Raw genomic sequence first — 25942 nt, 5'->3', positions numbered from 1 at the left:
TCCATGCAGCATTCGCCGATCCGCGCAATCATCATCCTACTCGTTGCGGTGCTGGGCATCGTGATCGCGATGCCCAACTTCCTGCCCAAGGATGTCCAGGCGTCCCTGCCGGGTTGGCTGCCCAAGCCGGGCCTCGTACTGGGCCTCGACCTGCAGGGCGGATCGCACCTGCTGCTCGAGGTGGATCGCAGCGGCATCGTCGAACAGCGGCTGAGCGACCTGCGACGCGACGCGCGCAATGTGCTGGCAAACCAGAATGGCATCGGCAACCTGATCACGACCGATCCGGCCACCAACTCCATCTATATCGAACTGACGGACCCGAGCCAGAAGCCGCAGGCGGAAACCGCGCTGCGCGGCCTCCAGAACACCCTGAGCAACGTGATGTTCGGCGGTACGGGCGTCGAGGAATTGGCCTTTGGTGAAACGGCCGACGGCAAGCTGTCCGTCACGCTGACGCCGGAGGGCATCACGCAGCGCATGAGCTCGCTGGTCGCCCAGTCGCTGGAGGTGATCCGCAGCCGCATTGACGAACTGGGCACGACCGAGCCGTCGATTCAGCGCCAGGGCGATACCCGTGTACTGGTCCAGGTGCCGGGCTTCGGCGACTCTCAGCGGCTCAAGAATATCATTTCCCAGACGGCCCGGCTGACCTTCCACATGGTCTATCCTGGCATGTCTGCCGAGCAGGCCGAGGCGCAGGGCTTGCCGGCGGGCACCATGGTGCTGCCGACCCAGGATGGCACCAAGGAACTGGTTTACGAAGACGTCGCCCTCGGCGGCGAGTCGCTGGTGGACGCGCAGCCGTCCTACGATCAGCAGCGCGGCATACCAGTGGTGAGCTTCAAGTTCGACACTCGCGGTGCCATCACCTTCGGCGAAATCACCTCGCAGAACGTTGGCAAGCGTTTCGCCATCGTGCTGGACGACACCGTGATCACCGCGCCCGTGATCCAGCAGCCGATCACCGGCGGTACCGGCCAGATCAGCGGCAACTTCACCACCGCGTCCGCCAACGACCTGGCGGTGCTGTTGCGCGCCGGCGCCCTGCCGGCTAGCCTCGACGTGGTGGAGGAGCGCACCGTCGACGCCAGCCTCGGCGCCGATTCCATCCGCGCCGGCCTCACCGCCGGTGTCGTCGCCGCCGTGCTGGTGGTCGGCTTCATGGTCATCGCCTATGGCGTCTGGGGCGTCTTCGCCAACGTCTCGCTGGTGCTGAACGTCATCCTGATCTTTGCCGCCCTGTCGTTGATGGGGGCGACGCTGACCTTGCCGGGCATCGCCGGTATCGTGCTCACCATCGGCATGGCCGTGGACGCCAACGTGCTCATCTACGAGCGCATGCGAGAAGAGCAGCGATCCGGAAAGTCGCCGCTGCAAGCCATTACCGCCGGCTTCGAGCGGGCGTGGGGCACCATTGTCGACTCGCACCTGACGCAGCTGGTGGCCGCCGTCGTGCTCTATTTCATGGGCTCAGGCCCGGTGCAGGGCTTTGCCGTGACCCTCGGCCTCGGCATCCTGACCTCGCTCTTTACCTCCTATACGGTGACCTCCTACCAGGTCGGCCTGTGGTATCGCCGCGTGCGTCCCAAGACCCTCAAGATCCAGCACTTCCGCTTCATCCCCGACGGGACGAAGATCCCCTTCATGAAGATCTCGCGCTACGTCATCGCGCTCTCGATCATCATGTCGGTGATTTCCGTGGGCGCCGCGTACTTCAAGGGTTTCAACCTCGGCATCGATTTTGTCGGCGGAACGGCCATCGAGGTGCAGCACACTGAGGGCCCGGCCGATGTGGGCCGTGTGCGCGAGTTGCTCGACGGGCTCGAACTCGGCGAAGTACAGGTCCAGGGTTTTGGCACGCCCGAGGACGTTTTGGTGCGCGTGCAGGCGCAGGAGGGCGGACAGGACGCCGACCAGGCAGCCGTCACTAAGATCCGCGATGCGCTCGCGGGAGACCAGTATGAAATCCGCCGCACCGAGGCGGTGAGCGGCACGGTTTCGGGTGAGCTGGCGTGGAAGGGGACGATCGCCGTCATCATCGCGCTCGCCTGTATCTTGGTCTACATCTGGTTCCGGTTCGAATGGCAATTCGCGCTGGCCGCTGTGACCACGACCTCGCACGACATCATCATGACCATCGGGCTCTTCTCGCTGACAGGGCTCGAGTTCAACCTCAGTTCGATCGCGGCGGTTCTGACCCTTGTCGGCCTCTCGCTCAACGAAACCGTGGTGGTGTCGGACCGAATACGCGAGAATCTGCGCAAACACCGGAAGATGCCTTTGCCCGAGTTGATCGACCTCTCCATCAACCAGACCATCGTGCGCACCTCGCTCACGCAGTTCACCGTGCTGCTGGCTCTGGTGCCGCTGGTTCTGTTCGGTGGCGAGGTGTTGCGCAGCTTCACGATCGCCATGACCTTCGGGTCGCTGGTGGGCATGTACTCGTCCGTGATCGTGAACGGCCCGATCCTCATCAACTTCGGCCTCAAGCAGAAGTCTGATGATCCGACGACGCCGGCCAACAAGGAAAAGTCCACGGATGGCGCAACCGTCTGAGCGCGAGCGGGGCGCAGCGGGAATCTACCCCCGGCGCGTCGGCATAGACGCCTACGGCAATGGCGGGTTTCGCTTCGGCGACACCTCGCACCGCGGTTCGCTGTTGTGCGTTCCGGGCGGCATGCTGGCCTGGCCGGTGGAGTCGGCGGCCGATCTCACGATGGAAAGCCTGAAGCCGGTTTTCGACGCCGCCGACGAGATCGACGTGCTGCTGATCGGCCTGGGCAACGACATCGTCGCCATGGACCCTGCCATCCGGCAAGCCCTGCGTGACCGCCAGGTGATCGTCGAGGCCGTGCAGACGGGTGGCGCCGTCCGCACCTACAATGTTCTGCTGGCGGAAGAACGGGCCGTGGCAGCAGCCCTGATCGCGGTCGAGAATGCCCGCTGAGAGCTTTGACCACGCGGCGCGCACCCTGCGCGAGCTTGATCGGGACCGGTACCTGTCAACGCTGGTGCTTCCGGTCGACAAGCGGCCCGGCATAACCGCGCTTTATGCGTTCAACGCCGAGGTCGCGGCCATCCGCGAGCGCGTGTCCAATCCGGCGCCGGGCGAAATCCGCCTGCAGTGGTGGAATGATGCGTTGGAGGGCAAGGACCACGGATCTGTCCGCCAGAACCCTGTCGCCGATGCGCTTCTGCAGACGCTCGATATCTATGGGCTGCCCATAGGCACGCTACAGCGCCTGCTGGGCGCGCGGCGGTTCGACCTTTACGACGACCCGATGCCCGACCTCGAGAGTTTTGAAGGCTATGCGGGCGAGACAGCGTCCACCTTGCTGCAGCTTTCGGCGATGATCCTCAACGAAGGGGCGCCGGTCGAGCCGGGCGATGCGGCGGGACACCTCGGCGTGGCGCAGGCCATGGCGGGCCATTTGCGCGCGCTCGGTGCGGTTTCGGCGCAGGGCCGGATCATGCTGCCGCTCTCCGTGCTCTCGGCCAATGGCGTCGCCGAGGCGGAGCTGTTTTCCGGACAGGACAGCGAAGGCGTGCATGCGGCGCTCAGCCAGGTGGCTGAACTCGCTGAAGATCATCTGGCGCAGGCGCGTACGTCCGTGGCGGCGTTACCTGTGCATCTGCGTCCGGCTTTCGCGCTGCTGCCGGTCATCGCGGCCCAGTTGCGGCTGTGGCGCGAGAAGTCTTCCGGACCCTACGGCATGCCGCCGGACCTGCCCGATTGGCGCAAGATCGGGCGCATGGCGTGGTGGGCGCTTTCAGGGCGCTGATGGCGCCTTGGCGATGGCTACGAAGTCACCCACCAGCCGACCGGCAATTACCGCATTGGACAGCAGCCGCGCGTGCACGGTGATGCGTGCCCGGCCGCGCCGGCTAAGGGTGGCGAGAAAGCCGGGCCAGTGTTCTTCATCGATCGCCGCCGCGGCGCTGGCCGGCCCTGAGACGGGGGCGAGATAGTCCATCTCCGTGCGCTGGATGACGAGGTCGACCTCGGCTCCTTCCGCCTGCAACCGCAGGAACAGCGCGCTCCAGCCCGCCAGCAGGCACAGGGTAGCGGCACTGCCGCCAAAGAACGTGCCGTGGACATTGATGTTCGGGAGGAGCGGCGCCTCGAGAACGACGCCGTCCACGCCCGCCTCCGTCACGGCCACATCCATGGCCGCGGCAAGCGGAATATTGTGGCGCAGGTAGTGGGTGAGCGCCGCCGGCGTCATGCCCAGCCCTGGAGATCGGCCAGGGCACGGCTCGTGATCGCCCGGCGTTTTGCCATGGTCTTTTCAGGGCCGCGCCAGCGCTTCACGCCCTCCGGCTTGGTGATGGTGACTTCGGGAAAAAGCCCGAAATTGACGTTCATCGGCTGGAAGCTGCGGGCGCCGCTATAGCTCTCGGCCTCGATATGGCCGCCGGTGATATGATCGACCAGCGCCCCGAGCGCCGTGGTGCGGGGCGGCATGGACATGGGTCTCTTGAGGGCATCGGCCGCCGTCAGCCGTCCCGTGATCAGTCCCACGGCGGCACTCTCGACATAGCCTTCGACGCCCGTCACCTGCCCGGCAAAGCGGATGCGCGGGTCGGCCTTGAGGGTCAGATCGGGCGCAAGAACCCTTGGGGAATTGATGAAGGTATTGCGGTGCAGGCCGCCGAGCCGCGCAAACTGCGCATGCTCCAGCCCCGGGATCATTCGGAAGATTTCCGTCTGCACGCCGTAGCGCATCTTGGTCTGGAAGCCGACCATGTTCCAGAGCGTTCCCAGGGCGTTGTCCTGCCGCAGTTGCACGATGGCGTAGGGCTTCACCGTGGGATTGCGCGGATTGGTGAGCCCAACCGGCTTCATTGGGCCATGTCGCAGGGTCTCTGGGCCGCGTTCCGCCATCACCTCGATCGGCAGGCAGCCGTCGAAATAGGGCACCTTCTCCCAATCCTTGAATTCGTGCAGGGGCGCCGATTTCAGCGCCTCGACGAATGCGTAGTATTGGTCGCGGTCCATCGGCAGGTTCAGGTAGTCCGCGCCCGTACCGCCAGGTCCCGCCTTATCGTAGCGCGATTGCTTCCAGGCAATCTCGTGATCGATGCTGTCATAGTGCACGATGGGTGCGATGGCGTCGAAGAAGGCCAGCGAATCCTCGCCCGTCCGTTCCAGAATCGCATCGGCCAGGGCAGGGGATGTCAGCGGGCCGGTGGCGATGATGACGTGCTGCCAATCCTCGGGGGGCCACCCCGCGATTTCCTCACGGACAACAGTGATGTTGGGGTGGCCGGAGATCGCCGCAGTCACGGCCGCTGCGAACCCCTCGCGGTCCACGGCCAAGGCGCCACCCGCCGGGAGCTTGTGCGCATCTGCCGCCCGCATGATCAGTGAGCCGCATCGCCGCATTTCTTCGTGCAGCAGGCCCACCGCATTCTGCTCGTGATCGTCGGAGCGGAAGCTGTTGGAGCAGACCAGCTCGGCGAAGTCGGTGGTGCTGTGCGCGTCGGTGGTCTTGGTGCCGCGCATCTCGTGGAGCACGACCTCAAGGCCCGTCTCGGCAGCCTGCCAGGCCGCTTCCGAACCGGCGAGACCGCCGCCGATGATGTGTATGGTGTTCTTGGACATGGCGAGCGAGATAGCAAGCCCGCCATGTCTGGGCAATCAATGTTTAGGCCGCGCGCCGATCGTGACGGCCTTCGCTGATCTCCTCGGCGATCTTGTCGCAGAAGGCGTCGAGGTCGCCGGGATTGCGGCTGGTCACCAGCCCCTGGTCGACGACGACCGGGCTGTCTTCCCACTTGCCGCCGGCGTTGATGACGTCGGTCTTGATCGAGTTGTAGCTCGTGACCTTGCGATCCTTGACGATGCCGGCCTCGATGAGCAGCCACGGCGCGTGGCAGACCGCGGCAACGACCTTCTTCTGCGTCCAGAATGCCTTGATGAGGTCGAGCGCCTTCTGCTCCACGCGCAGGAGGTCGGGATTGATCTGGCCGCCAGGCAGGACGATCGCATCGTAGTCATCGGCCGAAACGGCATCGAGCGTCTTGTCGACCTTGACGCTACGACCCCAGTCCTTCTTGTCCCAACCCTTGATCTCGCCAGCTTCCAGGGAAACGACGTCGACCTTCGCACCGGCTTCGCGGAGCTTGTTCAGCGGCACCTCGAGCTCGGACTGTTCGAACCCATTGGTCGCGAGAATGGCAATGGATTTGTTCGCAAGATTCTGCATTTTGCGCTCCTTTTGGTGAGTTCGGCCAACGGAGCGCGTAGACCTTCGTTCCGGTGGGGGCGATCACAACCGGTAAAGCGGAGCACAGATAGCAAAACACCCGCTTCTCAGAGAGAGGCGGGTGTTCGGTTTGAAGTAAAAGGGGGGTTGGTCTTAGAGCGAGCTGGCATGATCACGAGCAACGCGGCTGATGTCGGTGCGCGAAATGCCCAGATCGTTGAGCTGACGGTTGTCGAGAGCGGCAAGCTCACGAACGGTCTGCTGGTAAGCGGCCCACTTCTTGAAGGTTTTACGGATGTCCATCGGAAATCTCCTTTCGTTTACGATGACAGATATAGGGAGGGCCATCGCGAGTGAGCAGATAGAGATTGGTCAATTGAACCATGCGTCGGGTGCATGACAACGTGACCGACTGCTTTGCGCGTTGTTAGTCTTTCTACAAAGCGAAAGCCGCCGATCTGCCGATCGGCGGCCAAGTCACTTGGGGAGGACGTGGGAACGCTCAGCGGTCGAACAGCGACCGGGTCATCTTGGAGAAGTCGGGGCCCGAAATGCCCAGCATGTCGGCGTCACGCGTGGTAGGAACGTCCATCTCCCGAAGCGTCTGCTTAATGTCGACGAGGCGCCTGATGCGCCAGACGGCTCTAACAAACATCGGACTTGCTCCCTGAGGTATCGCATCAGGATGGAAACTTGGGCTGATCCGGTGGAGAAGGAAAGCGGCCGGCGCTCACATCCCTCATGCGGTCAACGCATGGCGCGCTGAATGAACTGTGGCAATTGATATTGGCATCGTTTAGCGACGCGAGCGGACCCCGTCGCAGCGCGCGCGACAGGATCGTCTCCGGTCGATGGGCTGGAGTGCCGTGGTCACGACACGGTAGCTACTCCGCAGCCCGCGTCGCGAAGTGCGGCCGGCGCTCCATCACTTCCTTGAGGAAGGTCCCGGTGTGAGACCGCGAGTTGGCCGCCACCTCTTCCGGGGTGCCAATGGCGACGATCTCGCCCCCGCCATCGCCACCTTCAGGGCCCAAATCCACGACCCAGTCAGCAGTCTTGATGACCTCGAGGTTGTGCTCGATCACCACCACCGTATTGCCGCCGTCGACCAGCTCGTGCAGCACCTCGAGCAACTTGGCCACATCGTGGAAGTGCAGGCCGGTGGTGGGCTCATCGAGCATATAGAGCGTGCGGCCGGTGGCGCGCTTGCTGAGTTCCTTGGACAGCTTGACGCGCTGCGCTTCGCCGCCCGACAGCGTGGTGGCCGGCTGGCCGATCTTGACGTAGCCCAGGCCCACGCGCTGCAGGGTGGCAAACTTGTCGCGGATGACGGGGACGGCGGAGAAGAATTCGACGCCCTCATCGATTGTCATGTCCAGGATGTCCGAAATCGACTTGCCCTTGAACTGCACCTCCAGCGTCTCGCGATTGTAGCGCTTGCCCTTGCAGACGTCGCAGGTGACGTAGACGTCGGGCAGGAAGTGCATCTCGATCTTGAGGACGCCATCGCCTTCGCACTTCTCGCAGCGTCCGCCCTTGACGTTGAAGCTGAAACGGCCCGGCCCGTACCCACGGGCCTTGGCTTCCGGCAGCCCGGCGAACCACTCGCGCAGCGGCGTGAAGGCGCCCGTGTAAGTGGCCGGGTTTGAACGCGGCGTGCGTCCGATCGGTGACTGGTCGATGTCGATGACCTTGTCGAGGAACTCCAGACCTGTGAGGGCCTCGTGCGGCGCGGGTACCACACGGGCGCCGTTCAGCCGGCGCGCGATCGCCTGGTACATGGTGTCGATCATCAGCGTTGACTTGCCGCCGCCAGACACGCCGGTGATGGCCACGAAGGTGCCCAGGGGAATGTCGACCGAGACGTTCTTGAGGTTATTGCCGGTCGCGCCCTTGATCGTGAGTGTCTTGCCCGTCTTGCCCTCACGCCGGGTGGCAGGCATGGGAATGCCCATGCGACCAGAGAGGTACTTGCCCGTCAGCGAGTCCGGGTGGGCCAGGATATCGTCCGGCGTCCCTTCGGCTACAATATTGCCGCCGTTCACGCCGGCACCGGGGCCGATGTCGAGAACATAATCGGCCGTCAGAATCGCGTCCTCGTCGTGTTCGACAACGATGACGGTGTTGCCCAGGTCCCGCAACCGCTGCAGGGTTTCGAGCAGGCGGGCATTGTCGCGCTGGTGCAGGCCGATGGAGGGCTCGTCCAGCACGTAGAGCACACCGGTGAGGCCCGAGCCGATCTGGCTGGCGAGGCGGATGCGCTGCGATTCACCGCCCGACAGCGTGCCGGAATTGCGCGACATGGTGAGGTATTCCAGCCCCACGTCGTTGAGGAAGGCCAGCCGCTCGCGGATTTCCTTGAGGATGCGCTCGCCGATCTGCGACTGCGTCGGGGTCAGCTTGGCCGACAGATCGATGAACCACTGCGAGGCGTTGCGGATCGACATATCGGTGACTTGACCGATGTGCAGGCCATCGATCTTGACGGCCAGCGCCTCCGGCTTCAGGCGATAGCCACCGCAGGCAATGCAGGGCTTGGCCGACATGTACTTCTCGATCTCTTCGCGCATGCCAGCGCTTTCGGTTTCCCGGTAGCGGCGCTCGAGATTGCCGATGACGCCTTCGAAGACCTTGCTGGTCTTGTACTGGCGCAGGCCGTCATCATAGACGAAATCGATCTTGGTCTTGTCGGTGCCGTAGAGCACGGCGTGCTGCACATCGAAGGGCAACTCGTTCCAGGCCGTGCCCGTGGAAGCGCCGAAGTGCTTCACCACTGCCGAAAGGGTCTGCTGGTAGTAGGGGGCGCTGGTCTTGGACCAGGGCAGAATGGCGCCATCGCGCAGAGACATCGTCGCGTCTGGCACGATCTGGTCCGGGTCGATCTTCTGCTCGGTGCCAAGGCCATCGCAGACCGGGCAGGCGCCAAACGGGTTGTTGAACGAAAACAGGCGCGGCTCGATCTCGGCAATGGTGAAGCCGGACACAGGGCAGGCGAATTTTTCCGAGAAGGTGATCTGGCGCGGCGTTCCGTCCTCGGTTGTCTCGTCGGCAAGTTCGATGAGCGCGATGCCCTCGGCGAGCTTGAGCGCGGTTTCGAAACTCTCGGCCAGGCGGCCGGAAATATCGGGAGCCACGACGACGCGGTCCACCACCACTTCGATATCGTGCTTGTATTTCTTGTCGAGGGCAGGGGCGTCCTCGATTTCGTGATATTCGCCGTCGATCTTGACGCGCTGGAAGCCCTTGCGCATCAGGTCGGCCAGTTCCTTCTTGAATTCGCCCTTGCGGCCGCGCGCGATCGGCGCAAGCAGGTAGAGCCGGGTGCCTTCGGGCAATTCCAGGGTGCGGTCGACCATCTGGCTGACCGTCTGGCTCTCGATCGGTAGCCCCGTGGCCGGCGAATAGGGAATGCCGACGCGGGCATAGAGCAGGCGCAGATAGTCATAGATTTCCGTCACCGTGCCGACGGTCGAGCGCGGGTTGCGGGACGTGGTCTTTTGCTCGATGGAAATGGCCGGTGACAGTCCCTCGATGTGCTCGACATCGGGCTTCTGCATCATCTCGAGGAACTGGCGGGCGTAGGCCGACAGGGACTCCACGTAGCGCCGTTGGCCCTCGGCATAGATGGTGTCGAATGCCAGCGACGACTTGCCCGAGCCCGAAAGCCCCGTCATCACGATCAGGCTGTCGCGCGGCAGGCGCACATCGATGCCCTTGAGATTGTGCTCGCGGGCGCCCCGCACGACGATCTCACGGGAATGGCTGTGCGGCTGGGTCATCTTGCGGTCCATGCTGGCGTCCGGCGCAAATGCACCGTCGGTCGAAGTCTCTTTCGGAGGAAGGTCAACAGATAGGACTGAGACCATCCCAGTGCAAGCAGTCCGGGCGCAGACCGGCCCTGCATCGCGCATCCTCTCCAGTAACGGCGGGAGCGGATGCCGGTTCACGTGAACATATGCGGAACGTGCAAGAGTCGGTCAAGCCGCGAGGCGTTCGCCCGGCTGCTTTCGGCGAGCACTCCTGACAATCCGTGTCAGCAGCGGCCGATTGACTCTTGTGGAGCACGGGAACATAAAGAGAACAGGTAGCCGGGTCAGTCCCCAACGAACGGTAGATAACCGACGATTTCGGAAGCAGCCGGGACGCAATGCCGATAAGGTGGCCCCGAAGGTGGTGCGGCGAACGTCCGGGTTCGAGGCGCCGTGCCACCGAGCAAGAAAGCGTCCCGCGACCGGGCAGACCGGGACTGAATTTGGAAGGATGAGACGATGGCCGGAAGCGTGAACAAGGTCATTCTGGTTGGCAATCTGGGCAACGATCCCGAAGTGCGCAACCTGCCCAGTGGCGGCAAGGTGGTGAACCTGTCGGTGGCCACCTCCGAGCGCTGGAAAGACCGCAACACCGGCGAGCAGCGCGAAAAGACCGAGTGGCACCGCGTGGTGATCTTCTCAGAGGGCCTGGCGCGCGTCGCCGAGCAGTACCTGCGCAAGGGCTCCAAGGTTTATATCGAAGGCCAGTTGCAGACCCGCAAGTGGCAGGACCAGTCCGGCCAGGACAAGTACTCCACCGAAGTGGTGCTGCAGGGCTTCAACTCGAACCTGACGCTGCTCGACGGGCGCGGCGACAATGCCGATGCTGGTGGCGGCTATGGCAGCGGTGGCGGCGAAGGCGGGTTCCGCGGCGTGCGGGACAACAGTGGTGGCGGCGGGCGCCGGCCGTCCGCCAACGCCCCGGCCTTCGAGCCGGGCGGCATGGACGACGACATCCCGTTCTGAGATGGAAAGCCCCGGCATGCCGGGGTTTTTTTTCTGGCCTTAGCGGGCCGGCCGGAGCATCCGCATCAGTGTCCCGTCCTTGCGGATGAACTGGTTGTAGAGGGCTCCCAGGATGTGGAGCGAGACCAGAACGATCAGGATTGGCTTGGAAAGAGCATGGATGTCGCCGATCTCGGCAATGCCGTAGTAGGCGATAAGACCGCTTATCGGAACGGCAATGAGGACGATGTAGAGCAACCAATGCACTGTGGCGGCGGCGGTGTTGAGCAGCGCGTTGTCGCGACCCGCGTGCTCCGGTGTTCCCATGGAAAAGCGCATTAAAAGGCGCACAAACATGACCAATAAGATACCAATACCAAGCCAATAATGGACCGCTGCAAGCGCGGACGTTGTAGCTGATACGACCTCATGCTCTTCGGCCGCTTCCACCATCTCGGACATGCGTTCGGCGACCAGCAACTGCACGGCGACCATCGCCACGATGAGCCAATGAACGCCAATCTGCAGTCCTGAATATCCGTCTTTACGAGATGCCATGGTTATCCTCCTGTGGGCCTAGGCGAGCGACTGTCATCTAGCAGGACAATCCTGACAGCAGGCTGAAGCCCATCAGGCCGCCTCGTAGCGGCGCCAGGTGGACCGGCCACCGGATTTGGCGGCGTAAAGCGCGGTGTCCGCATTGCGATAAAGCGCGTCGGCCGACTGCCCCCGGTGGCGCGCGAGACCCACCGATGCCCCCACTACCCGCACCTGATCGCCGAGTTGGAAAGGAGGCCGCAGCGCCTCGACGATCTCCTGCGCCAGCGCTTCGGGGTCGGTGGTCGTGCCTGAGGTCAGGACTGCGAACTCGTCGCCGCCGATGCGCGCCACCAGAGCATCCGGGGGACAAGCCTTGCGCAACCGCCGGGCCGTTTCCACAAGGCAGGCATCCCCCTGCGCGTGGCCAAGCGTATCGTTGATCTGCTTGAAGTTATCCAGGTCGACCAGCAGCAGGGCGCGCATCGAGGGGGCGCCGCCGCAGCGCTCCACCGCATCAAGCCTTTGCTGGAACAGGCCGCGATTGGCCAGTCCGGTCATGGCATCGGTCTCGGCCAGCCGCCTTGTGTGCTCCGCGAGGTTCTTCTCGGCCGTGATGTCCTGCTTCATGCCGAAGATGCCGACGGCAGTGTTGCCGCGGCTCTCCACTGCTGCGGTAATGCGCATCCAGCGGTGGTTGCCCTTTGCGGTGATGATCTGCGCATCCAGCGCGAAATCACTCCTCGTCGCGATGGCCTGCTCCCTCAGGACCTGCATCTGCAAGCGAGATTCCGGCAGGTAGAGATCGAGCGCCAACGAGCGGCTGACAGGGATGCCGCGCGGCAATTCGAACAGATCGTATACACCCTCGGACCACGTCAGGCGCTCGTCCGGCAGGCGGCAGGCCCAAATGCCGATGCGCGCCGTTCGCGAGGCCCGCTCGAAAAGGCGGGTCCGGTAGCGATCGGCTGCCAGTATCCGATCCAGCGCCACCTGCGCCGTCAATTGCTCGAGCCGGGCCAAGATGGTGGCAGCTTCGGCAGCGGCGCGCGGGCGGTCGTCCCAGAGCGAGAGCCAATAGGCGTCTCCGGCCCAAAGGGCCGCAATGGGCGCAGCGGAAAAGAACGGGATGCCGTCCAGGTCCGTTCGGACGATGCCGTGGCCAACAGGCTTTCCGAGCCCTACGGTCGGTGGGACAGATGAGCCAAAGCTCTCAATCCAGCCCCCTCGCTCGGAAACCAGACCGGCGCCGATGACTCCAAAGTGCGCCGCAAGGCGCGCCAGCGCCGCCTTATCCATGAACACCGGATGAGCGCTCTGCACAGTACTAGTCACGAATAACCCCGACCCTTCGGGGGTTAATATAGGTGGACGTGCTTAAGAGATTGTTCTTGCAGTGAAAGGTTATCGACTAAACGGCACTTCGGCGTACAGGCTGTCTCCGGACTCGACGTAAACGACTTCGAAAGCCACGGCGATCGCTTCGGGCTCGAGATGGATCTGCGCCGTGATGTTGAGATCCTTGCCCTCTTCATCCTGGTCTCGCTCGCGCAGATTGAACACCAGGGCGCTGCCGCGCTTCTGGCCAACGGCAATGCCGCTGAAGGTGGCGTTAGAGGTCATCGCCGCCTCGTAGCGGCGCGAAGCCTCGATGTAGGCCATCGTGCCGGCCACGGATAGCGTGGTCCCGGCAAGGACGCAGCGGCCGGAGTAGTTGACCTTGTCGCCGTTTCCCGGGGTCACCGACAAGCGGCACACGACGCTTTCGGTTGTCGCGCCCACCAGCGTGCCTCGTCCCCGCCACTCGCCCAAATAGGACCGGATCAGCTCGATATCGGCCGGGGCGGCGACGGCCGGGATAGTGGCGCCGGCGATGGGCAGGACAGCGAGCGCCGCAGCGCGCAACAGAGCACCGGGTTTGGTCATGGCACGGGGCCTCCAGTTCGGCTCTTCGGGCCCCCGAAAAAGCGCGGCTTCAATGGCGTCCGTATGCCGGAATCGCGTGGTCAAATCTATCGTCGGCAGCGACTCGTTCGCAAGCGCCGGATGGCCCCTCACGAGAGTGTCAGAGAGGGGACGCTGCGGTGGTGTGTGTGTCGGCCGTGGGATCGTCGGGCGTGGGTTCTTCGTCGGCCATCCGCACCCCGATCCGGCCCAGCGGATGAAAGAACCGCCCCCCCGCCGCGAGCATGGCCGGCAGGATGAACAAATCCCCGATCAGGGCAAATCCCAAGGTGGAAACGAATAGCGCGCCGAACAGCGCGACCTGCGGCAGATCGGAGAAAAGGACGATGGCAACCCCGGAGCAGAGGATCAGCGTGGTTGCGACGATGGCTCCGCCGATGCGATTGAGCGTGTGCCGAACCGCTTCCATGTGTTCGAGACCTTCGTCGCGGCGGGAATGGAGATAGTGCGACAGGAAGTGCACCGTGTCGTCTACCGCGATGCCGAAGGCGATGGTGAGCGCGATCACCGTGGTCAGCTGCAAGCCGGCGCCGGTGAAATAGAGCCACGCTTCGGTACCGAGGACGGGAAACAGATTGGGCACGGCAGAGGCGAGCGCCACCCTGAACGACTGGAATGCGAAGCCGATCAGCGCCAGGTTGACGAGGACCGACGCCGTCAGATCCAGTTGAAGGCCGCGCACGATGTTATCGGTGGCAAAGGTGGTGAGGATCCGGAAGCCGCCGATCTCCGCATCGGCGATGCCTGCCGCATTGAACTCGGCCTGCAGGTCGATCACCAACTGCTTGAGCACGTCCGAATCGATGATCGTCGGCATGAAGCCCGTCACCAGCGCCTGTCGCCCGTCATCGGTGATGAACCGGCGCTTCATGAACGGCCCGACCGACTCAAACACCTCCTGCCGGGAAAAGCCGGCATCCGTATAGTTGGTCATGCTCGCGGCGGAGATCACCTTGTTGACCCCCAGGTGCTCCTCAAGGATGCGGTGGACGGTCTGGATCTTGTCGAAATCCTCGGGCGCCACGTTGGGGTCGCCGTGCGTGAGGGGAACCTTGACATAGAGCGGGGCGACGCCGCCAACACCCTGGTCGATGTCCGCGGCCGTGCTCAGGGCCGTTGAGTCCTTGGCGATGAAGTCCTCGAACGAGAAATGCGGCTGGATCAGCGCATAGGGGACAAACAGGACAATCGTGACAACGATAGCCAGGATCGACAACGGGCGCCCGTAGCGGCTGGCGAGGAACCAGCTCAGCGGCAGCGGCGCGGTAAGCACAAGGCTGGTCCGTTGGGGGGCCTTGAAACCGAAGCGGATGACGAGCTTGAGCAGCAGGGGGGTGAACGTCATCAGGCACACGAACAGCAGGAACGACCCCGCCGCACCCGCCACGGAAAACTCCCGGATGCCCTGGCCGGGGGTCAGGGAGAGCGAGGCAAAACTCACCAGGGTGGTGAGCATGGTGAGTGCCGTGGCTGGCCCGACAAGCTTGACCGTCGCATCCACGGCCTTGTTTGGCTCCATGCCATCGCGCCAGAAGGCCAGCCAGTTGAAGACGAAGAACATCGACTCGGCGAACGAGATCACCAGAACCAGCGTCGTCACGATGATGGTGAGGAACGAGAAGCTGCCGAAGACAAGCGTCACGAGGCCCATGACCCAGACGACCGAGAGGAACGGTGTCGCTGCCACGATGAGCGCGCCGGGAAGCGACCGGAGAACGATCAGCGCGATGAGGGCGCCGAGGCAGAACCCCCAGGTCGTGAACTTGATCTGGTCGCTGACGGCAGCGTTGAGCATTTCCGAGGTCCAGACCGGCGGCCCGGTCAGCTCGATGGCGAGGTCCTGGTTCTGGTAGGGGGCCAGCGTCTCGCGCACACTGGCAAGCATGGCCTTCGACCCATCCTGCCTGACCATCTCCTGGTTCGGAAACAGGATGATCACAATGCCGGTGAGGTCCGGAGTGATGAGATTGCGCATGAGCGGGTCGTTCTGCTGCAAATCCATCAGCGTCATGGCCACCTCGTCGGTGGTCGTGAGATCCTCCGGCACCGCCGGCACCGAGCCGCCCTCCGGCGTCGGCCTGCGCAGTGTGAAGGGCGACATGGTGCCGACGGCGTAGTCGCTGAGCTCAAGGTCGAAGGCGAGTGAACGCACCTGCTCGATGACGTCCGGGTCTGCCAGGCGCGGCGCGCTCACCAGCACATAGACGTCGTTCTCGAACGTGCCGAAGGTATCCGCCAGATGCTCATAGGCATCGTAATGTTCGCCGGAATGGGCGTAGACCCGCAGAAGGTCGCCGTCGACGCCGAGCCGCGGCATCTGGGCGGCGAAAAGAGCCGTAATAACCAGCACACCCAGGGCGATCAGCCGGGGATAGCGCAGCGTGCCGAGGCCGATACATTCGAGGCCAAACCCGATGGAGCGCTTGAAGGTGATGCGGTCCAAGACGCCCTTCAACAAAGACCTGAGCGACACCGCGATCCGACTCCCCTGACAGGCGACAGCTCAGCGATTTCTATGAGGTGTCGGCCGAGGCGTCCAGCACCGGCCGACAGGTTCCCATCAGCGCGCGGCGAAAGCGGCGCGGTGATCGGCGAGGACATCGGCGAAAGCCTTCGGCTTCTGCCCCGAATAGTGTTCAACGACATCGGTCACGACGCCATGGTGGCCCGTTACGGCGTCTCGCTGGAAAGCCAGGAGCGCTGCAGCCATGCCTTCGGGGACGCCGCCAGCCACCATGCCCGCCTTGAGCGCGGATGGCTCCACCGCAATGACCGAAACCGGGCGTCCGGAGAGCGCGGACAGCACCTTTGCCCGTTCAGCATTGGTTACGGGAGCAGGGCCCGTCACATCTTCGACAGTGCTGGTTTCCGCGCTGAGCAGGGCTCCGGCCGCGGCGCGGGCGGCGTCAGTGCGCGCTACATAGCTCGTGCCGCGGTCTCCAATCAGGCCAAAGAGCTGACCGGAGGCAATGGCCTGCGGTCCATCCATGAGCGTGTTTTCGGCATACATGTGATTGCGCAGGATGGTGAAGCCGAGGCCGGATGCAAAGATGGCTGCTTCGGTCCAGAAATGTTCCGGGTTGAGGCCAGCATCGGGGTTTGGACGAGCAGCGGGTGCCGAAGTGTAGACGATATGCTTGACGCCAGCTGTCTTGGCTGCCTCCACGGCGGCAGTCTGTTGGGCGATGCGTTTGCCGATGCCATCGGTGGAGACGAGCAGCAGCCTTTCAACCCCGGCGAAGGCTGCAGGGAGCGACGCCGGATCGTCGAAATCCACCTGCCGCACGTCCAGGCCTTTCGCAGCCAGGTCAGCCAGTTTGGCCGGATTACGCGTGCCGGCGATGATTTGCGTTGCGCCGCGGGCGAGAAGGGCTTCGACGGCCGCTCGGCCAAACTGGCCGGAGGCGCCGGTGACGAGAAGGGGGGCGTTGGCAAAAGTGCTCATGGGGAACTCCGGGCTGAGCTTCGATCCTCTTGCTCGCACTGCATGTGGAGAGTAAGTATCGAAAAGTGAGCACCTATCTAGTCACCCTTTTCGAGCCTGAAAAGGAGGCACTTGGTGGGGCGCAGATTACCTGGAGGTAAGCACATGACCGGCTTTGCTGCTGATCCGGCAGTTTATATTGAGCGATGGGCAGCGGCCGCGTCGGACGGCCTGCAGGGCAATTGCCCGGTCCGCAACGTGCTCGACAAGGTCGGGGACAAGTGGAGCATGCTGCTGGTGATGACACTGGCCACAGGCCCCCGGCGGTTCAACCAGCTGCACCGCGAAGTGCCCGACATTTCGCAGAAGATGCTGACGCAGACCCTGCGGGATTTGCAGCGCGACGGCCTCGTGGCGCGGCGGGTGTTCGACACCAAGCCCCCCTCGGTGGAATATCGGCTCACCGAACTCGGAGCCTCGCTGATCGTGCCGTTCGGCTATCTCATCCAGTGGGCGAACGACAACTTCCCGACGATCGAGACCGCGCGCACCTCATTCGACGCCACTTCATAAGTGGTGCCAGCACGACGGGTCGAGGCGTCTACAGCCAGCCTTTGCGCTTGAAATAGAGGTAGGGCAGGAGGGCCGACACCACCATCAGGCCGATCGCGAACGGGTACCCGAAGGACCAGTCGAGCTCAGGCATGAGGTGGAAGTTCATGCCGTAGATGGAGGCCACGAGGGTCGGCGGCAGAAAGACCACTGCGGCGACCGAAAAGATCTTGATGATCTGGTTTTGCTCGAGATTGATGACGCCGAGCGTGGCGTCGAGCAGGAAACCGAGCCTGGCCGAAAGCGCCCTTGCGTGTTCGGCCAGCTGTCCCGCATCGCGCTGGATCAGGCGGGCCTGCTCACGACTGCCTCCCTCCTGGCCCGCGGCGCTGTAATAGGCGATGAGGCGGGTGATGCTGACCAGCGAATCCTGCAGCATGGTCAGAAGCTCGGCCTTGTGGCCGATGGCTTCCACCAGCGTTTCGAGCGTGCGCGTCTTCTTGTTGGCCTTCTCCTTGCCCCGCTTGAAGATTTCGCGGGAAATGCCATCCGTCTCGTTGCCCACCCGCTCGAGGGCGTCGGCGGTGCGGTCGATCAGCGCTTCGAGCAGGCCAAGCATGACCTCCTCACCGCTCCCAAGCGGCACGCCGCGACCCTTGCGCGCGCGCAACAGGTAGGCGTGGAACGGCTTGGGATTGGCATAGCGGACGGTGACCAGCGTGTGGTTCTTGAGGATGAACGTGACCGGGGTCTTGGCCGGATTATCCGTATCGAGCCCCGCCAAGGCCGTCATGGTCATGAAGAGCGCGTCGTCTTCGGCGTAGAGGCGGGAGGAGAGCTCGATTTCCTCCGCCTCGGCCCGGGTCGGAATCTCGATTTCAAGGGCATCCTCGACCGACGTCACCTCGTCGGGCGTCGCCCCATTGAGGTCCGCCCAAAGCACCTCCGAGGGCGTGGCGAGGGAACAGTCGGCAAGGCAGTGCTGGGAACGCCGGTAGGCCTGGAGCATAGGCAAGTCTTTCCAATCGGTACGACCGGAAAGTCCGCCCGAGGGGCGAGATCAGCCGGCCGGTCTTGGGTCGAAGCAACTTCGACTGTCGGGGTTCATGATCTTTCTCGCATGGGAAATTGGCGCGGGCGCCGAGATGCTCTCTGCGCCTCGCCTCGCGCGAAGTCAACTCGAACAACTACAGCGGCAGACAGGGCTGACGGTATTTGCGGGGCTGCAGTCCGATGCTGCCGAAGAGGCGCTCGCCGGTCCGCTGATCGCCTGCGCGACGCGCAAGCTTGATCTCCACAGGGGGAGCGGGGTGAAATTGGTAATTGCGCTCGGAATCGCCTATATAATGGACAAGAAAACCAACGTAGAATCACCCCGTGACAGATACGCCTGACGTGAGCGGCGACAGCCCGCGCTCCGACATCGCCCCGATCTACATCACCGACGAGATGCGCAAGAGCTATCTCGATTACGCCATGAGCGTGATCGTCAGCCGTGCGCTCCCGGACGTACGGGACGGCCTCAAGCCGGTGCACCGCCGCATCCTGTTCTCGATGAGCGAGAATGGCTACGAGTACAACAAGCCGTTCCGCAAGTCGGCCCGCGTGGTCGGCGACGTGATCGGTAAGTATCACCCGCACGGCGACAGCGCGGTCTACATGGCGCTGGTGCGCATGGCGCAGACCTTCTCGATGGGCGAGATGCTGGTGGAAGGGCAGGGGAATTTTGGCTCTGTCGACGGCGATATGCCTGCGGCCATGCGATACACCGAAGTGCGCATGCAGCGGATTACCAACTCCCTGCTCGATGATCTCGACAAGGACACGGTCGATTTCCGCGAGAACTATGACGGCTCCGAGAAGGAGCCGACGGTGTTGCCGGCACGCTTCCCCAACATGCTGGTCAATGGCGGCGGCGGCATCGCGGTGGGCATGGCCACCAACGTGCCGACGCACAATCTGAGCGAAACCATCGGCGCCTGCCTGCTGTTGCTCGACAATCCCGATGCGACCACCGAAGAGCTGATGGAGGTCCTGCCGGGCCCCGATTTCCCGACCGGCGGCATCATCCTCGGCCGTGCCGGCATTCGCCAGGCCTATGAGACAGGCAGGGGGTCTGTCGTGGTGCGCGGGCGCTCCTCCATCGAGGAGGTGCGCAAGGAGCGCGAGGCTATCGTCATCACCGAGATCCCCTATCAGGTGAACAAGGCCTCGATGGTGGAAAAGATTGCCGAACTGGTGCGCGACAAGCGGATCGAAGGCATCGCCGACCTGCGCGACGAATCCAGCCGCGAGGGCATGCGGGTCGTCGTTGAGGTCAAGCGCGACGCACTGCCCGATGTGGTGCTCAACCAGCTCTACCGCTTCACGCCGCTGCAAAGCTCGTTCGGCTGCAATTTCGTCGCGCTCAACGGCGGCAAGCCGGAGCTGATGAACCTCAAGCAGATCCTGTCCGCATTCCTCGCCTTCCGCGAGGAGGTGGTGACGCGGCGCGCCCGGTTCCTGCTCAACAAGGCGCGTGACCGCGCCCATATCCTGGTGGGTCTCGCCGTGGCCGTGGCCAACATCGACGAGGTCATCGCGCTGATCCGCACCGCGCCCGATCCGGCAACGGCGCGCGAACAGCTCATGACGCGCCGCTGGCCGGCCGCCGACGTGGCGCCGCTCATCAGGCTCATCGACGATCCGCGCCACCGCATTAACGACGACGGCACGTTCAACCTGTCCGAGGAACAGGCGCGCGCCATTCTCGAGCTGCGCCTGGCGCGCCTGACGGCTCTCGGTCGCGACGAGATCGGCGACGAACTCAACGGTTTGGGCAGCGAGATCGAGGACTATCTCGACATTCTGCGCTCGCGCGAACGGGTCCGCACGATCATCCGCGAAGAACTCGAAGCCATTCGCGAGCAATTCGGCCGTCCGCGTCAGACCGAAATCTCCGACTCGGTCGGCGATTTTGACGACGAGGACCTGATTGCCCGCGAGGACATGGTCGTGACCGTGAGCCACGCCGGCTACATCAAGCGCGTGCCGCTTTCGACCTACCGGGCGCAGAATCGCGGCGGCAAGGGCCGCTCGGGGATGACGACGCGCGAAGAGGATTTCGTCGCGCGGCTCTTCGTGGCCAACACGCATACGCCGGTGCTGTTCTTCACCAGCCGCGGCATCGCCTACAAGCTCAAGGTGTGGCGACTGCCGCTCGCGGCGGCCAACGCTCGTGGCAAGGCGCTGATCAACATCCTGCCGCTCGAGCAGGGTGAGCGCATCACCTCCATCATGCCGCTGCCGGAGGACGAAACCTCCTGGGGCAATCTCGACATCATGTTCGCGACGACACGCGGCACGGTGCGGCGCAATTCGCTGGCCGATTTCGTCGAGGTGCGCCAGAACGGCAAGATCGCCATGAAGCTCGATGAGGGCGACGCCATCGTCGGGGTGGATACCTGCACGGTCAACAATGACGTGCTGCTGACGACGGCGCTGGGGCAGGCGATCCGTTTCCGCGCCGATGACGTTCGCCTGTTCAAGGGCCGCGACTCTATGGGCGTGCGCGGTATCCAGCTTGCCAAGGACGACACGGTCATCTCGATGGCGGTGATCAACCATTCCGACGCCACGGCTGAAGAGCGTGCCGCCTATCTCAAGATGAGCCGGGCCATGCGCGGCGAAGCCGACGATGGCGCCACCGATGAGGCCGAAGTGGTGGATGGCGATCTGCCCCTCCCACAGGAGCGTTACGCCGAAATGGGGGCGCTGGAGCAGTTTATCCTCACCATTTCCGAGAACGGTTATGGCAAGCGGACCTCGAGCCACGAATACCGGATCACCGGTCGCGGCGGCAAAGGCATCGTCGCCATGGCGGTCAACAAGCGCAACGGCAATCTCGTCGCGTCCTTCCCGGTGGAGGACGAGGACCAGATCATGCTCATCAGCAATGGCGGCCAGACCATCCGCCTGCCGGTCGGTGGCGACAAGCCCATCCGGATCGTGGGCCGCAGCTCGCAGGGCGTGATCGTCTTCGACACGGCCGAAGGCGAGAAGGTGGTGTCGGTCGAGCGGATCAGCGAGCCGGAGGCCGAGGAGATCGAGGCCGAGGTGAGCGGGGAACAGGTGACGCCCCCCGCCAGCGAAGGCGACGCGCCTCCTGCCGGTGACGGTGGCCAGGATGGCGCGAGTGACGAGGACGGTGGCGGTGACGCCCAGGAATAGAGAAAGGGGCGCCTAGCGCCCCTTTTTCAACCTAAGCCTCGCAGGCGCAGCGATCAGGCCTGACCGCCGCCTTCTTCCTCTTCGAAGGTAACCGCCACGTCGCCATTGGCGGAGAGGCGGACCTTGTTGCCTTCCACATCGGCCACAAGCCCCAGCGAAATGTAATGGTGGTGCCCCACGTGATGGCCCTCGCCGCTGTCCTTCTTGGTCAGCTTGATGCGATCGCCTTCGACGTGATCGACAGTACCGACATGGACCCCATCGGCGCCGATGACCTCGGCGTGTTCCTTGATCTGGTCTTTGATAGCCATGTTCAATCTCCTGTTGAGTTCGGGCACAACGCACCAGACCCCAATTTGGTGCATCTGCGAACTCAGGCCTGAGCTTGCCAATGGGCGCGGCCGCGTGACAGAAACGCGATAAGAGAGTGGGAGGGGTGATGAGCGGGTTGGTGGGCTTTTATCCGGGATCGTTCGATCCTTTGACCAATGGGCACCTGGACGTCATCGAGCGTGCCTGCAAGCTGGTGGACCTGCTGGTGGTCGCGGTGGGCATCAGCGCGACCAAGAAGAACCCGCTCTTCAGCCACGAGGACCGCATCGCCATTCTGGAGCAGGTACTGCCCGCGATCGGCCGACGGACGCAGACCGAATTCCGCATTGTCGACTTTTCCGGCCTCATGGTGAACGCGGCGCGCGAGAACGGGGCGCGGTTGATCATTCGGGGGCTACGCGACACCACCGATTACAATTACGAGATGCAGATGGTGGGGATGAACGCGCAGATGGCGCCCGACCTGCAGACGGTCTTCCTGCCCTCGAGCCCGCCCGTGCGGCATATCTCGGCCACATTGGTGCGCCAGATCGCTGAGATGGGCGGAGACATCTCCGCTTTCGTTCCTCCAATCGTCCTCAAGGCTCTGGGTTCAAAATGATGTTCATCTCCCGCCGCACCTTCTCTGCCCTCGCACTGGGCGCAACGCTGATCGCGGCAGCGCCGGCTTTCGCGCAGGAGGGAACGCCGCATCTCGAGCTGACGCTGGAGGACGGCACGGTGGACATCGAACTGCTGCCCTCCATTGCGCCCAAGCATGTGGAGCGGGTGATCGAGCTGACCGAGGCGGGCGCCTATGACGGCGTCGTCTTCCACCGCGTCATCGACGGCTTCATGGCCCAGACCGGCGACGTCAAGTTCGGCAAGGAAGGGGCCGCGGATTTCAACCTGCAGATGGCGGGTACGGGCGGGTCGGACATGCCGGACGTCGAGGCCGAGTTCAATTCCGAGAGCTTCGTGCGCGGCGCCGTCGGCGCGGCCCGGTCGCAGGACCCGAACTCGTTCAATTCGCAGTTCTTCATCGTGACGGCGGATTCCACCTTCCTTGACGGGCAGTACACCGTGTTCGGCAAGGTAGTCTCGGGCATGGACTATGTTGACGCTCTGGAGAAGGGTCCCAAGGAGCAAAACGGCGCTGTGGCCAACCCGGACAAGATCGTCAAGGCCACCATTGAATACAAGTAATCGGGCATAGGCGGCACGTGGCGGCGCAGGGGCTGGTCCTTGCGCCGCCTAGCCGTTCCGCCTACACCCGCCGCACAAATCTTAGAGAAAGAGGACGTCCATGGCTTACGCCGATCCGGAAAACACGCTCGTCATCGAAACCACCAAGGGCAAGGTCGTGATCGAGATGCGACCCGACGTGGCGCCCAACCACGTCGAGCACATCAAGAAGCTCGCCCGGGAAGGCGCCTATGACGGCGTGGTGTTCCACCGCGTGATCGACGGCTTCATGGCCCAGACCGGCGACGTGAAGTTCGGCAACTCCGAATCGTCGAACTTCAACCCGTCGCGGACCGGTACTGGCGGCTCGGACTATCCGAACCTCAAGCAGGAATTCAACGCCGAGCCGCACGTGCGCGGGACGGCTTCCATGGCCCGCTCGCAGAGCCCGGACAGCGCCAACTCGCAGTTCTTCATCTGCTTTGCCGATGCGCCGTTCCTCAACCGTCAGTACACCGTCTGGGGCAAGGTCATCGAAGGCATGGAAAATGTCGACCAGATCAAGCGCGGCGAGCCGGTGATCAATCCGGACAAGATGGTGTCGGTCAAGGTTGCGGCCGACATTGCGGAATAGGCTTGTGCTGGCGGTCCTGGCCGCCAGCATATCCACCCCGGGTTTGGCGACGCAGGGACTGTCCTGTGCCTCGGCCGAGGGCACGGCCCGGATCGGTATGACCATCGGAACGGCCGGTGGTCTTGCCATCGTCGGGGCGACGCTCCGTGCGGGGGAGAACGCTTGGGTTACCGACCCTGCCTACGGCGAGGGCGCGATCTTCACCATTGGCCAGCATTATGCTGACGAGACAGAGCTCAAGGCCGACTTCTTCGACGAAGACATCAACGAGAAGCTCGCCGAGTTGCGGTTGGTCAGGGCGCAGGAGGGCGACGACGTGGCTCAGGCCGGTACTCTGCGGGTCATTGGCGTCGGAGCCTGGACCGTCTCCTGCGAGGAGCAGTAGGGACTGGCCGATAGGCTGCATGTTCACGCCGATGCAAACCCATGCTAACGAGCGCTCATGCGTGTCTCCGAATTCGACTTCCACCTTCCCGAAAAACTCATTGCCCTGCACCCGGCCGAGCCGCGCGACAGCGCGCGGCTTCTCGTCGTGCGCCCCGGCAGGCCGTTCGAGGATCGGCACATTCCCGACCTCCTGAGCCTGCTCAAGCCGGGCGACGTGCTGGTCGTCAACGATACCCGCGTGCTGCCGGCAGAACTCAAGGGCACGCGCATCCGCGGCGAGAACCGGTCGACGGTGTCGTTCAACCTCCACAAGCGGGTGGACCTCAACACCTGGCGCGCCTTTGCACGGCCAGCCAAGCGCCTGCATGTGCTGGACGAATTGGAACTGGGCAATGGCGACGCCGAACCGCTGCGCGCACGGGTCGCCGGCAAGGGCGAGACTGGCGAGGTGACGCTCGAGTTCGAACTGGGCGGGGCGCAGCTCGACGAGGCGATCAAGTCGCACGGCGCCATGCCGCTGCCGCCCTATATCGGCGCCAAGCGCGGGGTGGAGGAGCGCGACAAGGTCGATTACCAGACCGTCTATGCTGCCGAAGACGGCGCGGTGGCCGCTCCGACGGCCGGGCTGCACTTCACCGAAAGGCTGCTGCAGCAGATTTCCGACATGGGGGTCGCCATCGAGCGCGTGACGCTGCATGTGGGGGCGGGGACCTTCCTGCCGATGAAGGCCGAGGATACCGAAGACCACGTGATGCACTCAGAGTGGGGCGAAATCGACCAGGCGACGGTGGAACGGATCAAGGCTCGGCAAGCGGCTGGGGGGCGTGTCGTTGCTGTTGGGACCACCAGCATGCGGCTGCTCGAGACGGCGTCGCGTGCCACCGGGGAGTTGAGGCCCTTCATCGGTGATACGGATATTTTCATTACGCCGGGCTTCCGCTTCCGCACCGTGGACCTGCTGATGACCAACTTCCACCTGCCCAAATCGACGCTCTTCATGCTCGTCAGCGCCTTTTGTGGGCTCGACGTGATGAAGCGGGCCTATGCGCACGCGATCGAGACCGGTTACCGGTTCTATTCCTACGGCGATTCCTCGCTGCTCTATCGGGTGGCGCAGGACGAGACGGACGGGTGAGCGCGGCCAGCGCACCGATCACGCGCTACACGCGCCGCATCGCCGCCAAGCTGGAGCAGGCGGCGCAGACCGAGCAGTCGCACCTGACCCTGTCGGGACTGGTTCAGATGATGGGGCCGACGGCGCACCGGCTGCTGCTGCTCGTGGTGTCGCTGTTCAACATGGTGCCTGGACCGCCCGGCTATGGCGGCACCATTGCCTTCACGACCATGCTGATCGCCGTTGCCATGCTGATGGGGCGACCAATTCGATTGCCGCCGATCATCGGCAAGCGCAAACTGCCGCTCGACGTGCTGGTCAAGGCCAGCCGGCAGGTCGTCAAGGTGGCGGCGATCCTGGCGCGGTTCTCCAAGCCACGCATGCGCTGGCTGACCAGCGCCCTGGCCAGTATTCCCTACGGCGTGCTGGTGATCGCCGTGAGTTGCGTCATGGCGTTGCCCATCCCGTTCATCAACGCCATCCCCAATGTCGGGCTCTGCGTCATCGCCTTTTCGATGCTGAACCGCGACGGGGTGGGGGTGATCGTGGGCCTGGTGCTGACGGCACTGGGACTGGCGGTGGATGCCGCTATCATCCTCGGCGCCCTGCACCTGGGCATGGCGGCCATGAACGCGATGGGCTGACGCCCACTTCCGT

The 25942-nt window shown here is 63.8% G+C and carries 26 protein-coding genes; 13 read left to right on the top strand and 13 right to left on the bottom strand.

Translation table 11 applies throughout. The features are described 5' to 3' along the window. The first annotated feature begins 3 nt into the window (after positions 1-3). The 3 genes from secD to IC608_RS05155 are packed head-to-tail and all read left to right on the top strand — an operon-like array spanning position 4 to position 3785. The gene (secD, locus tag IC608_RS05165; protein ID WP_191773234.1) at positions 4-2559 is read left to right on the top strand and encodes a protein translocase subunit SecD; all 2556 of its coding nucleotides are present in this window, start codon (positions 4-6) and stop codon (positions 2557-2559) included. Further along, a complete protein-coding gene (locus IC608_RS05160) occupies positions 2543-2950 on the top strand; it encodes an Mth938-like domain-containing protein (RefSeq protein WP_191773233.1) in 408 nt (135 codons plus the stop codon). Before secD ends, IC608_RS05160 begins: the two co-directional genes overlap by 17 nt. Next, positions 2940-3785 carry a phytoene/squalene synthase family protein gene (locus IC608_RS05155; protein ID WP_191773231.1) on the top strand — a complete coding sequence of 282 codons (846 nt, stop codon included), beginning with the start codon at positions 2940-2942 and terminating at the stop codon, positions 3783-3785. The genes IC608_RS05160 and IC608_RS05155 overlap by 11 nt, the downstream gene beginning before the upstream one ends. Here the strand turns inward: IC608_RS05155 and IC608_RS05150 are convergent. The 6 genes from IC608_RS05150 to uvrA all read right to left on the bottom strand — a co-directional run bounded on the left by IC608_RS05150 (position 3774) and on the right by uvrA (position 10003). Then, entirely contained in the window at positions 3774-4229 is a 456-nt protein-coding gene (locus tag IC608_RS05150) for a YiiD C-terminal domain-containing protein (protein ID WP_191773230.1), read from the bottom strand. The genes IC608_RS05155 and IC608_RS05150 overlap by 12 nt on opposite strands. Further along, a complete protein-coding gene (gene trmFO / locus IC608_RS05145; RefSeq protein WP_191773228.1) occupies positions 4226-5608 on the bottom strand; it encodes a methylenetetrahydrofolate--tRNA-(uracil(54)-C(5))-methyltransferase (FADH(2)-oxidizing) TrmFO in 1383 nt (460 codons plus the stop codon). The genes IC608_RS05150 and trmFO overlap by 4 nt, the downstream gene beginning before the upstream one ends. Before the next feature lie 43 nt (positions 5609-5651). Further along, a complete protein-coding gene (locus IC608_RS05140) occupies positions 5652-6212 on the bottom strand; it encodes a type 1 glutamine amidotransferase domain-containing protein (protein WP_191773226.1) in 561 nt (186 codons plus the stop codon). A 153-nt stretch (positions 6213-6365) separates the two neighbouring features. Continuing rightward, complete coding sequence (locus IC608_RS05135; RefSeq protein WP_191773224.1) at positions 6366-6515, bottom strand: DUF1127 domain-containing protein; 150 nt, start codon at positions 6513-6515, stop codon at positions 6366-6368. Positions 6516-6714: 199 nt separating this feature from the next. Next, a complete protein-coding gene (locus IC608_RS05130; protein ID WP_191773222.1) occupies positions 6715-6867 on the bottom strand; it encodes a hypothetical protein in 153 nt (50 codons plus the stop codon). Positions 6868-7096: 229 nt separating this feature from the next. After that, entirely contained in the window at positions 7097-10003 is a 2907-nt protein-coding gene (gene uvrA / locus IC608_RS05125; RefSeq protein ID WP_191773220.1) for an excinuclease ABC subunit UvrA, read from the bottom strand. A gap of 477 nt (positions 10004-10480) precedes the next feature. On the opposite strand from uvrA, the gene ssb reads away from it, so the two are divergent. Then, positions 10481-10987 carry a single-stranded DNA-binding protein gene (gene ssb / locus IC608_RS05120; protein ID WP_191773218.1) on the top strand — a complete coding sequence of 169 codons (507 nt, stop codon included), beginning with the start codon at positions 10481-10483 and terminating at the stop codon, positions 10985-10987. Positions 10988-11026: 39 nt separating this feature from the next. On the opposite strand, the gene IC608_RS05115 is transcribed toward ssb, so the two are convergent. From IC608_RS05115 to IC608_RS05095, 5 genes are all read right to left on the bottom strand, one after another. Beyond that, positions 11027-11524: a cytochrome b gene (locus tag IC608_RS05115; RefSeq protein ID WP_191773216.1), complete on the bottom strand. Its 498-nt coding sequence runs from the start codon at positions 11522-11524 to the stop codon at positions 11027-11029. 72 nt (positions 11525-11596) lie between these two features. Continuing rightward, the gene (locus IC608_RS18430) at positions 11597-12838 is read right to left on the bottom strand and encodes a diguanylate cyclase domain-containing protein (RefSeq protein WP_345890833.1); all 1242 of its coding nucleotides are present in this window, start codon (positions 12836-12838) and stop codon (positions 11597-11599) included. Positions 12839-12907: 69 nt separating this feature from the next. Beyond that, positions 12908-13429 carry a hypothetical protein gene (locus IC608_RS05105; protein ID WP_191773215.1) on the bottom strand — a complete coding sequence of 174 codons (522 nt, stop codon included), beginning with the start codon at positions 13427-13429 and terminating at the stop codon, positions 12908-12910. Between the two features lie 139 nt (positions 13430-13568). Further along, a complete protein-coding gene (locus IC608_RS05100; protein WP_191773214.1) occupies positions 13569-15911 on the bottom strand; it encodes an efflux RND transporter permease subunit in 2343 nt (780 codons plus the stop codon). A gap of 117 nt (positions 15912-16028) precedes the next feature. Further along, the gene (locus IC608_RS05095) at positions 16029-16913 is read right to left on the bottom strand and encodes an SDR family oxidoreductase (protein ID WP_191773213.1); all 885 of its coding nucleotides are present in this window, start codon (positions 16911-16913) and stop codon (positions 16029-16031) included. Between the two features lie 144 nt (positions 16914-17057). On the opposite strand from IC608_RS05095, the gene IC608_RS05090 reads away from it, so the two are divergent. After that, entirely contained in the window at positions 17058-17465 is a 408-nt protein-coding gene (locus IC608_RS05090; protein WP_191773212.1) for a winged helix-turn-helix transcriptional regulator, read from the top strand. Between the two features lie 28 nt (positions 17466-17493). Here IC608_RS05090 and IC608_RS05085 read toward each other — a convergent pair whose 3' ends face one another. Beyond that, positions 17494-18453 (bottom strand): magnesium transporter CorA family protein, encoded by a 960-nt coding sequence (locus tag IC608_RS05085; RefSeq protein ID WP_191773211.1) that lies wholly within the window; start codon positions 18451-18453, stop codon positions 17494-17496. A gap of 97 nt (positions 18454-18550) precedes the next feature. Between IC608_RS05085 and IC608_RS05080 the strand changes: the two genes are divergently transcribed. Continuing rightward, positions 18551-18838, top strand: coding sequence for a hypothetical protein (locus IC608_RS05080; RefSeq protein ID WP_191773209.1), 288 nt, complete (start codon positions 18551-18553; stop codon positions 18836-18838). After that, entirely contained in the window at positions 18822-21653 is a 2832-nt protein-coding gene (gene gyrA, locus IC608_RS05075) for a DNA gyrase subunit A (protein WP_345890832.1), read from the top strand. Before IC608_RS05080 ends, gyrA begins: the two co-directional genes overlap by 17 nt. Before the next feature lie 53 nt (positions 21654-21706). Here the strand turns inward: gyrA and IC608_RS05070 are convergent, their stop codons facing one another. Further along, the gene (locus IC608_RS05070; RefSeq protein WP_191773208.1) at positions 21707-21964 is read right to left on the bottom strand and encodes a DUF2171 domain-containing protein; all 258 of its coding nucleotides are present in this window, start codon (positions 21962-21964) and stop codon (positions 21707-21709) included. Positions 21965-22092: 128 nt separating this feature from the next. Here IC608_RS05070 and coaD point away from each other — a divergent pair, with 128 nt between their 5' ends. The 6 genes from coaD (at position 22093) to IC608_RS05040 (ending at position 25929) form a co-directional block, all read left to right on the top strand. Then, complete coding sequence (gene coaD / locus IC608_RS05065; protein ID WP_191773207.1) at positions 22093-22587, top strand: pantetheine-phosphate adenylyltransferase; 495 nt, start codon at positions 22093-22095, stop codon at positions 22585-22587. Continuing rightward, on the top strand, positions 22584-23171 hold the full coding sequence (locus IC608_RS05060) for a peptidylprolyl isomerase (RefSeq protein ID WP_191773206.1): 588 nt from the start codon (positions 22584-22586) through the stop codon (positions 23169-23171). The genes coaD and IC608_RS05060 overlap by 4 nt, the downstream gene beginning before the upstream one ends. A 100-nt stretch (positions 23172-23271) precedes the next feature. Continuing rightward, a complete protein-coding gene (locus IC608_RS05055; RefSeq protein WP_191773205.1) occupies positions 23272-23784 on the top strand; it encodes a peptidylprolyl isomerase in 513 nt (170 codons plus the stop codon). A gap of 4 nt (positions 23785-23788) precedes the next feature. Then, positions 23789-24169 carry a hypothetical protein gene (locus IC608_RS05050; protein WP_191773204.1) on the top strand — a complete coding sequence of 127 codons (381 nt, stop codon included), beginning with the start codon at positions 23789-23791 and terminating at the stop codon, positions 24167-24169. A gap of 57 nt (positions 24170-24226) precedes the next feature. Next, positions 24227-25306 carry a tRNA preQ1(34) S-adenosylmethionine ribosyltransferase-isomerase QueA gene (queA, locus tag IC608_RS05045; RefSeq protein WP_191773203.1) on the top strand — a complete coding sequence of 360 codons (1080 nt, stop codon included), beginning with the start codon at positions 24227-24229 and terminating at the stop codon, positions 25304-25306. Next, positions 25303-25929, top strand: coding sequence for an exopolysaccharide biosynthesis protein (locus tag IC608_RS05040; RefSeq protein WP_191773202.1), 627 nt, complete (start codon positions 25303-25305; stop codon positions 25927-25929). Before queA ends, IC608_RS05040 begins: the two co-directional genes overlap by 4 nt. The last annotated feature ends 13 nt before the right edge of the window (positions 25930-25942 follow it).

The sequence above is a fragment of the Devosia oryzisoli genome (assembly GCF_014837245.1).
GTDB classification, from domain to species: domain Bacteria; phylum Pseudomonadota; class Alphaproteobacteria; order Rhizobiales; family Devosiaceae; genus Devosia; species Devosia oryzisoli.
Note: the sequence above shows the minus strand (reverse complement) of the source record. Positions and strands in the feature narration are given on the sequence as shown.

Coding starts and splice junctions, on each gene's coding strand:
- IC608_RS05135 (WP_191773224.1), bottom strand. CDS start 6,515: ATGGACATCCGTAAAACCTTCAAGAAGTGGGCCGCTTACCAGCAGACC.
- IC608_RS05115 (WP_191773216.1), bottom strand. CDS start 11,524: ATGGCATCTCGTAAAGACGGATATTCAGGACTGCAGATTGGCGTTCAT.
- IC608_RS05080 (WP_191773209.1), top strand. CDS start 18,551: ATGATCTTTCTCGCATGGGAAATTGGCGCGGGCGCCGAGATGCTCTCT.
- queA (WP_191773203.1), top strand. CDS start 24,227: ATGCGTGTCTCCGAATTCGACTTCCACCTTCCCGAAAAACTCATTGCC.
- IC608_RS05160 (WP_191773233.1), top strand. CDS start 2,543: ATGGCGCAACCGTCTGAGCGCGAGCGGGGCGCAGCGGGAATCTACCCC.
- IC608_RS05090 (WP_191773212.1), top strand. CDS start 17,058: ATGACCGGCTTTGCTGCTGATCCGGCAGTTTATATTGAGCGATGGGCA.
- IC608_RS05155 (WP_191773231.1), top strand. CDS start 2,940: ATGCCCGCTGAGAGCTTTGACCACGCGGCGCGCACCCTGCGCGAGCTT.
- coaD (WP_191773207.1), top strand. CDS start 22,093: ATGAGCGGGTTGGTGGGCTTTTATCCGGGATCGTTCGATCCTTTGACC.
- IC608_RS05060 (WP_191773206.1), top strand. CDS start 22,584: ATGATGTTCATCTCCCGCCGCACCTTCTCTGCCCTCGCACTGGGCGCA.
- IC608_RS05095 (WP_191773213.1), bottom strand. CDS start 16,913: ATGAGCACTTTTGCCAACGCCCCCCTTCTCGTCACCGGCGCCTCCGGC.
- trmFO (WP_191773228.1), bottom strand. CDS start 5,608: ATGTCCAAGAACACCATACACATCATCGGCGGCGGTCTCGCCGGTTCG.
- IC608_RS05105 (WP_191773215.1), bottom strand. CDS start 13,429: ATGACCAAACCCGGTGCTCTGTTGCGCGCTGCGGCGCTCGCTGTCCTG.
- IC608_RS05055 (WP_191773205.1), top strand. CDS start 23,272: ATGGCTTACGCCGATCCGGAAAACACGCTCGTCATCGAAACCACCAAG.
- IC608_RS05085 (WP_191773211.1), bottom strand. CDS start 18,453: ATGCTCCAGGCCTACCGGCGTTCCCAGCACTGCCTTGCCGACTGTTCC.
- secD (WP_191773234.1), top strand. CDS start 4: ATGCAGCATTCGCCGATCCGCGCAATCATCATCCTACTCGTTGCGGTG.
- IC608_RS05140 (WP_191773226.1), bottom strand. CDS start 6,212: ATGCAGAATCTTGCGAACAAATCCATTGCCATTCTCGCGACCAATGGG.
- uvrA (WP_191773220.1), bottom strand. CDS start 10,003: ATGGACCGCAAGATGACCCAGCCGCACAGCCATTCCCGTGAGATCGTC.
- IC608_RS05130 (WP_191773222.1), bottom strand. CDS start 6,867: ATGTTTGTTAGAGCCGTCTGGCGCATCAGGCGCCTCGTCGACATTAAG.
- ssb (WP_191773218.1), top strand. CDS start 10,481: ATGGCCGGAAGCGTGAACAAGGTCATTCTGGTTGGCAATCTGGGCAAC.
- IC608_RS05150 (WP_191773230.1), bottom strand. CDS start 4,229: ATGACGCCGGCGGCGCTCACCCACTACCTGCGCCACAATATTCCGCTT.
- IC608_RS05070 (WP_191773208.1), bottom strand. CDS start 21,964: ATGGCTATCAAAGACCAGATCAAGGAACACGCCGAGGTCATCGGCGCC.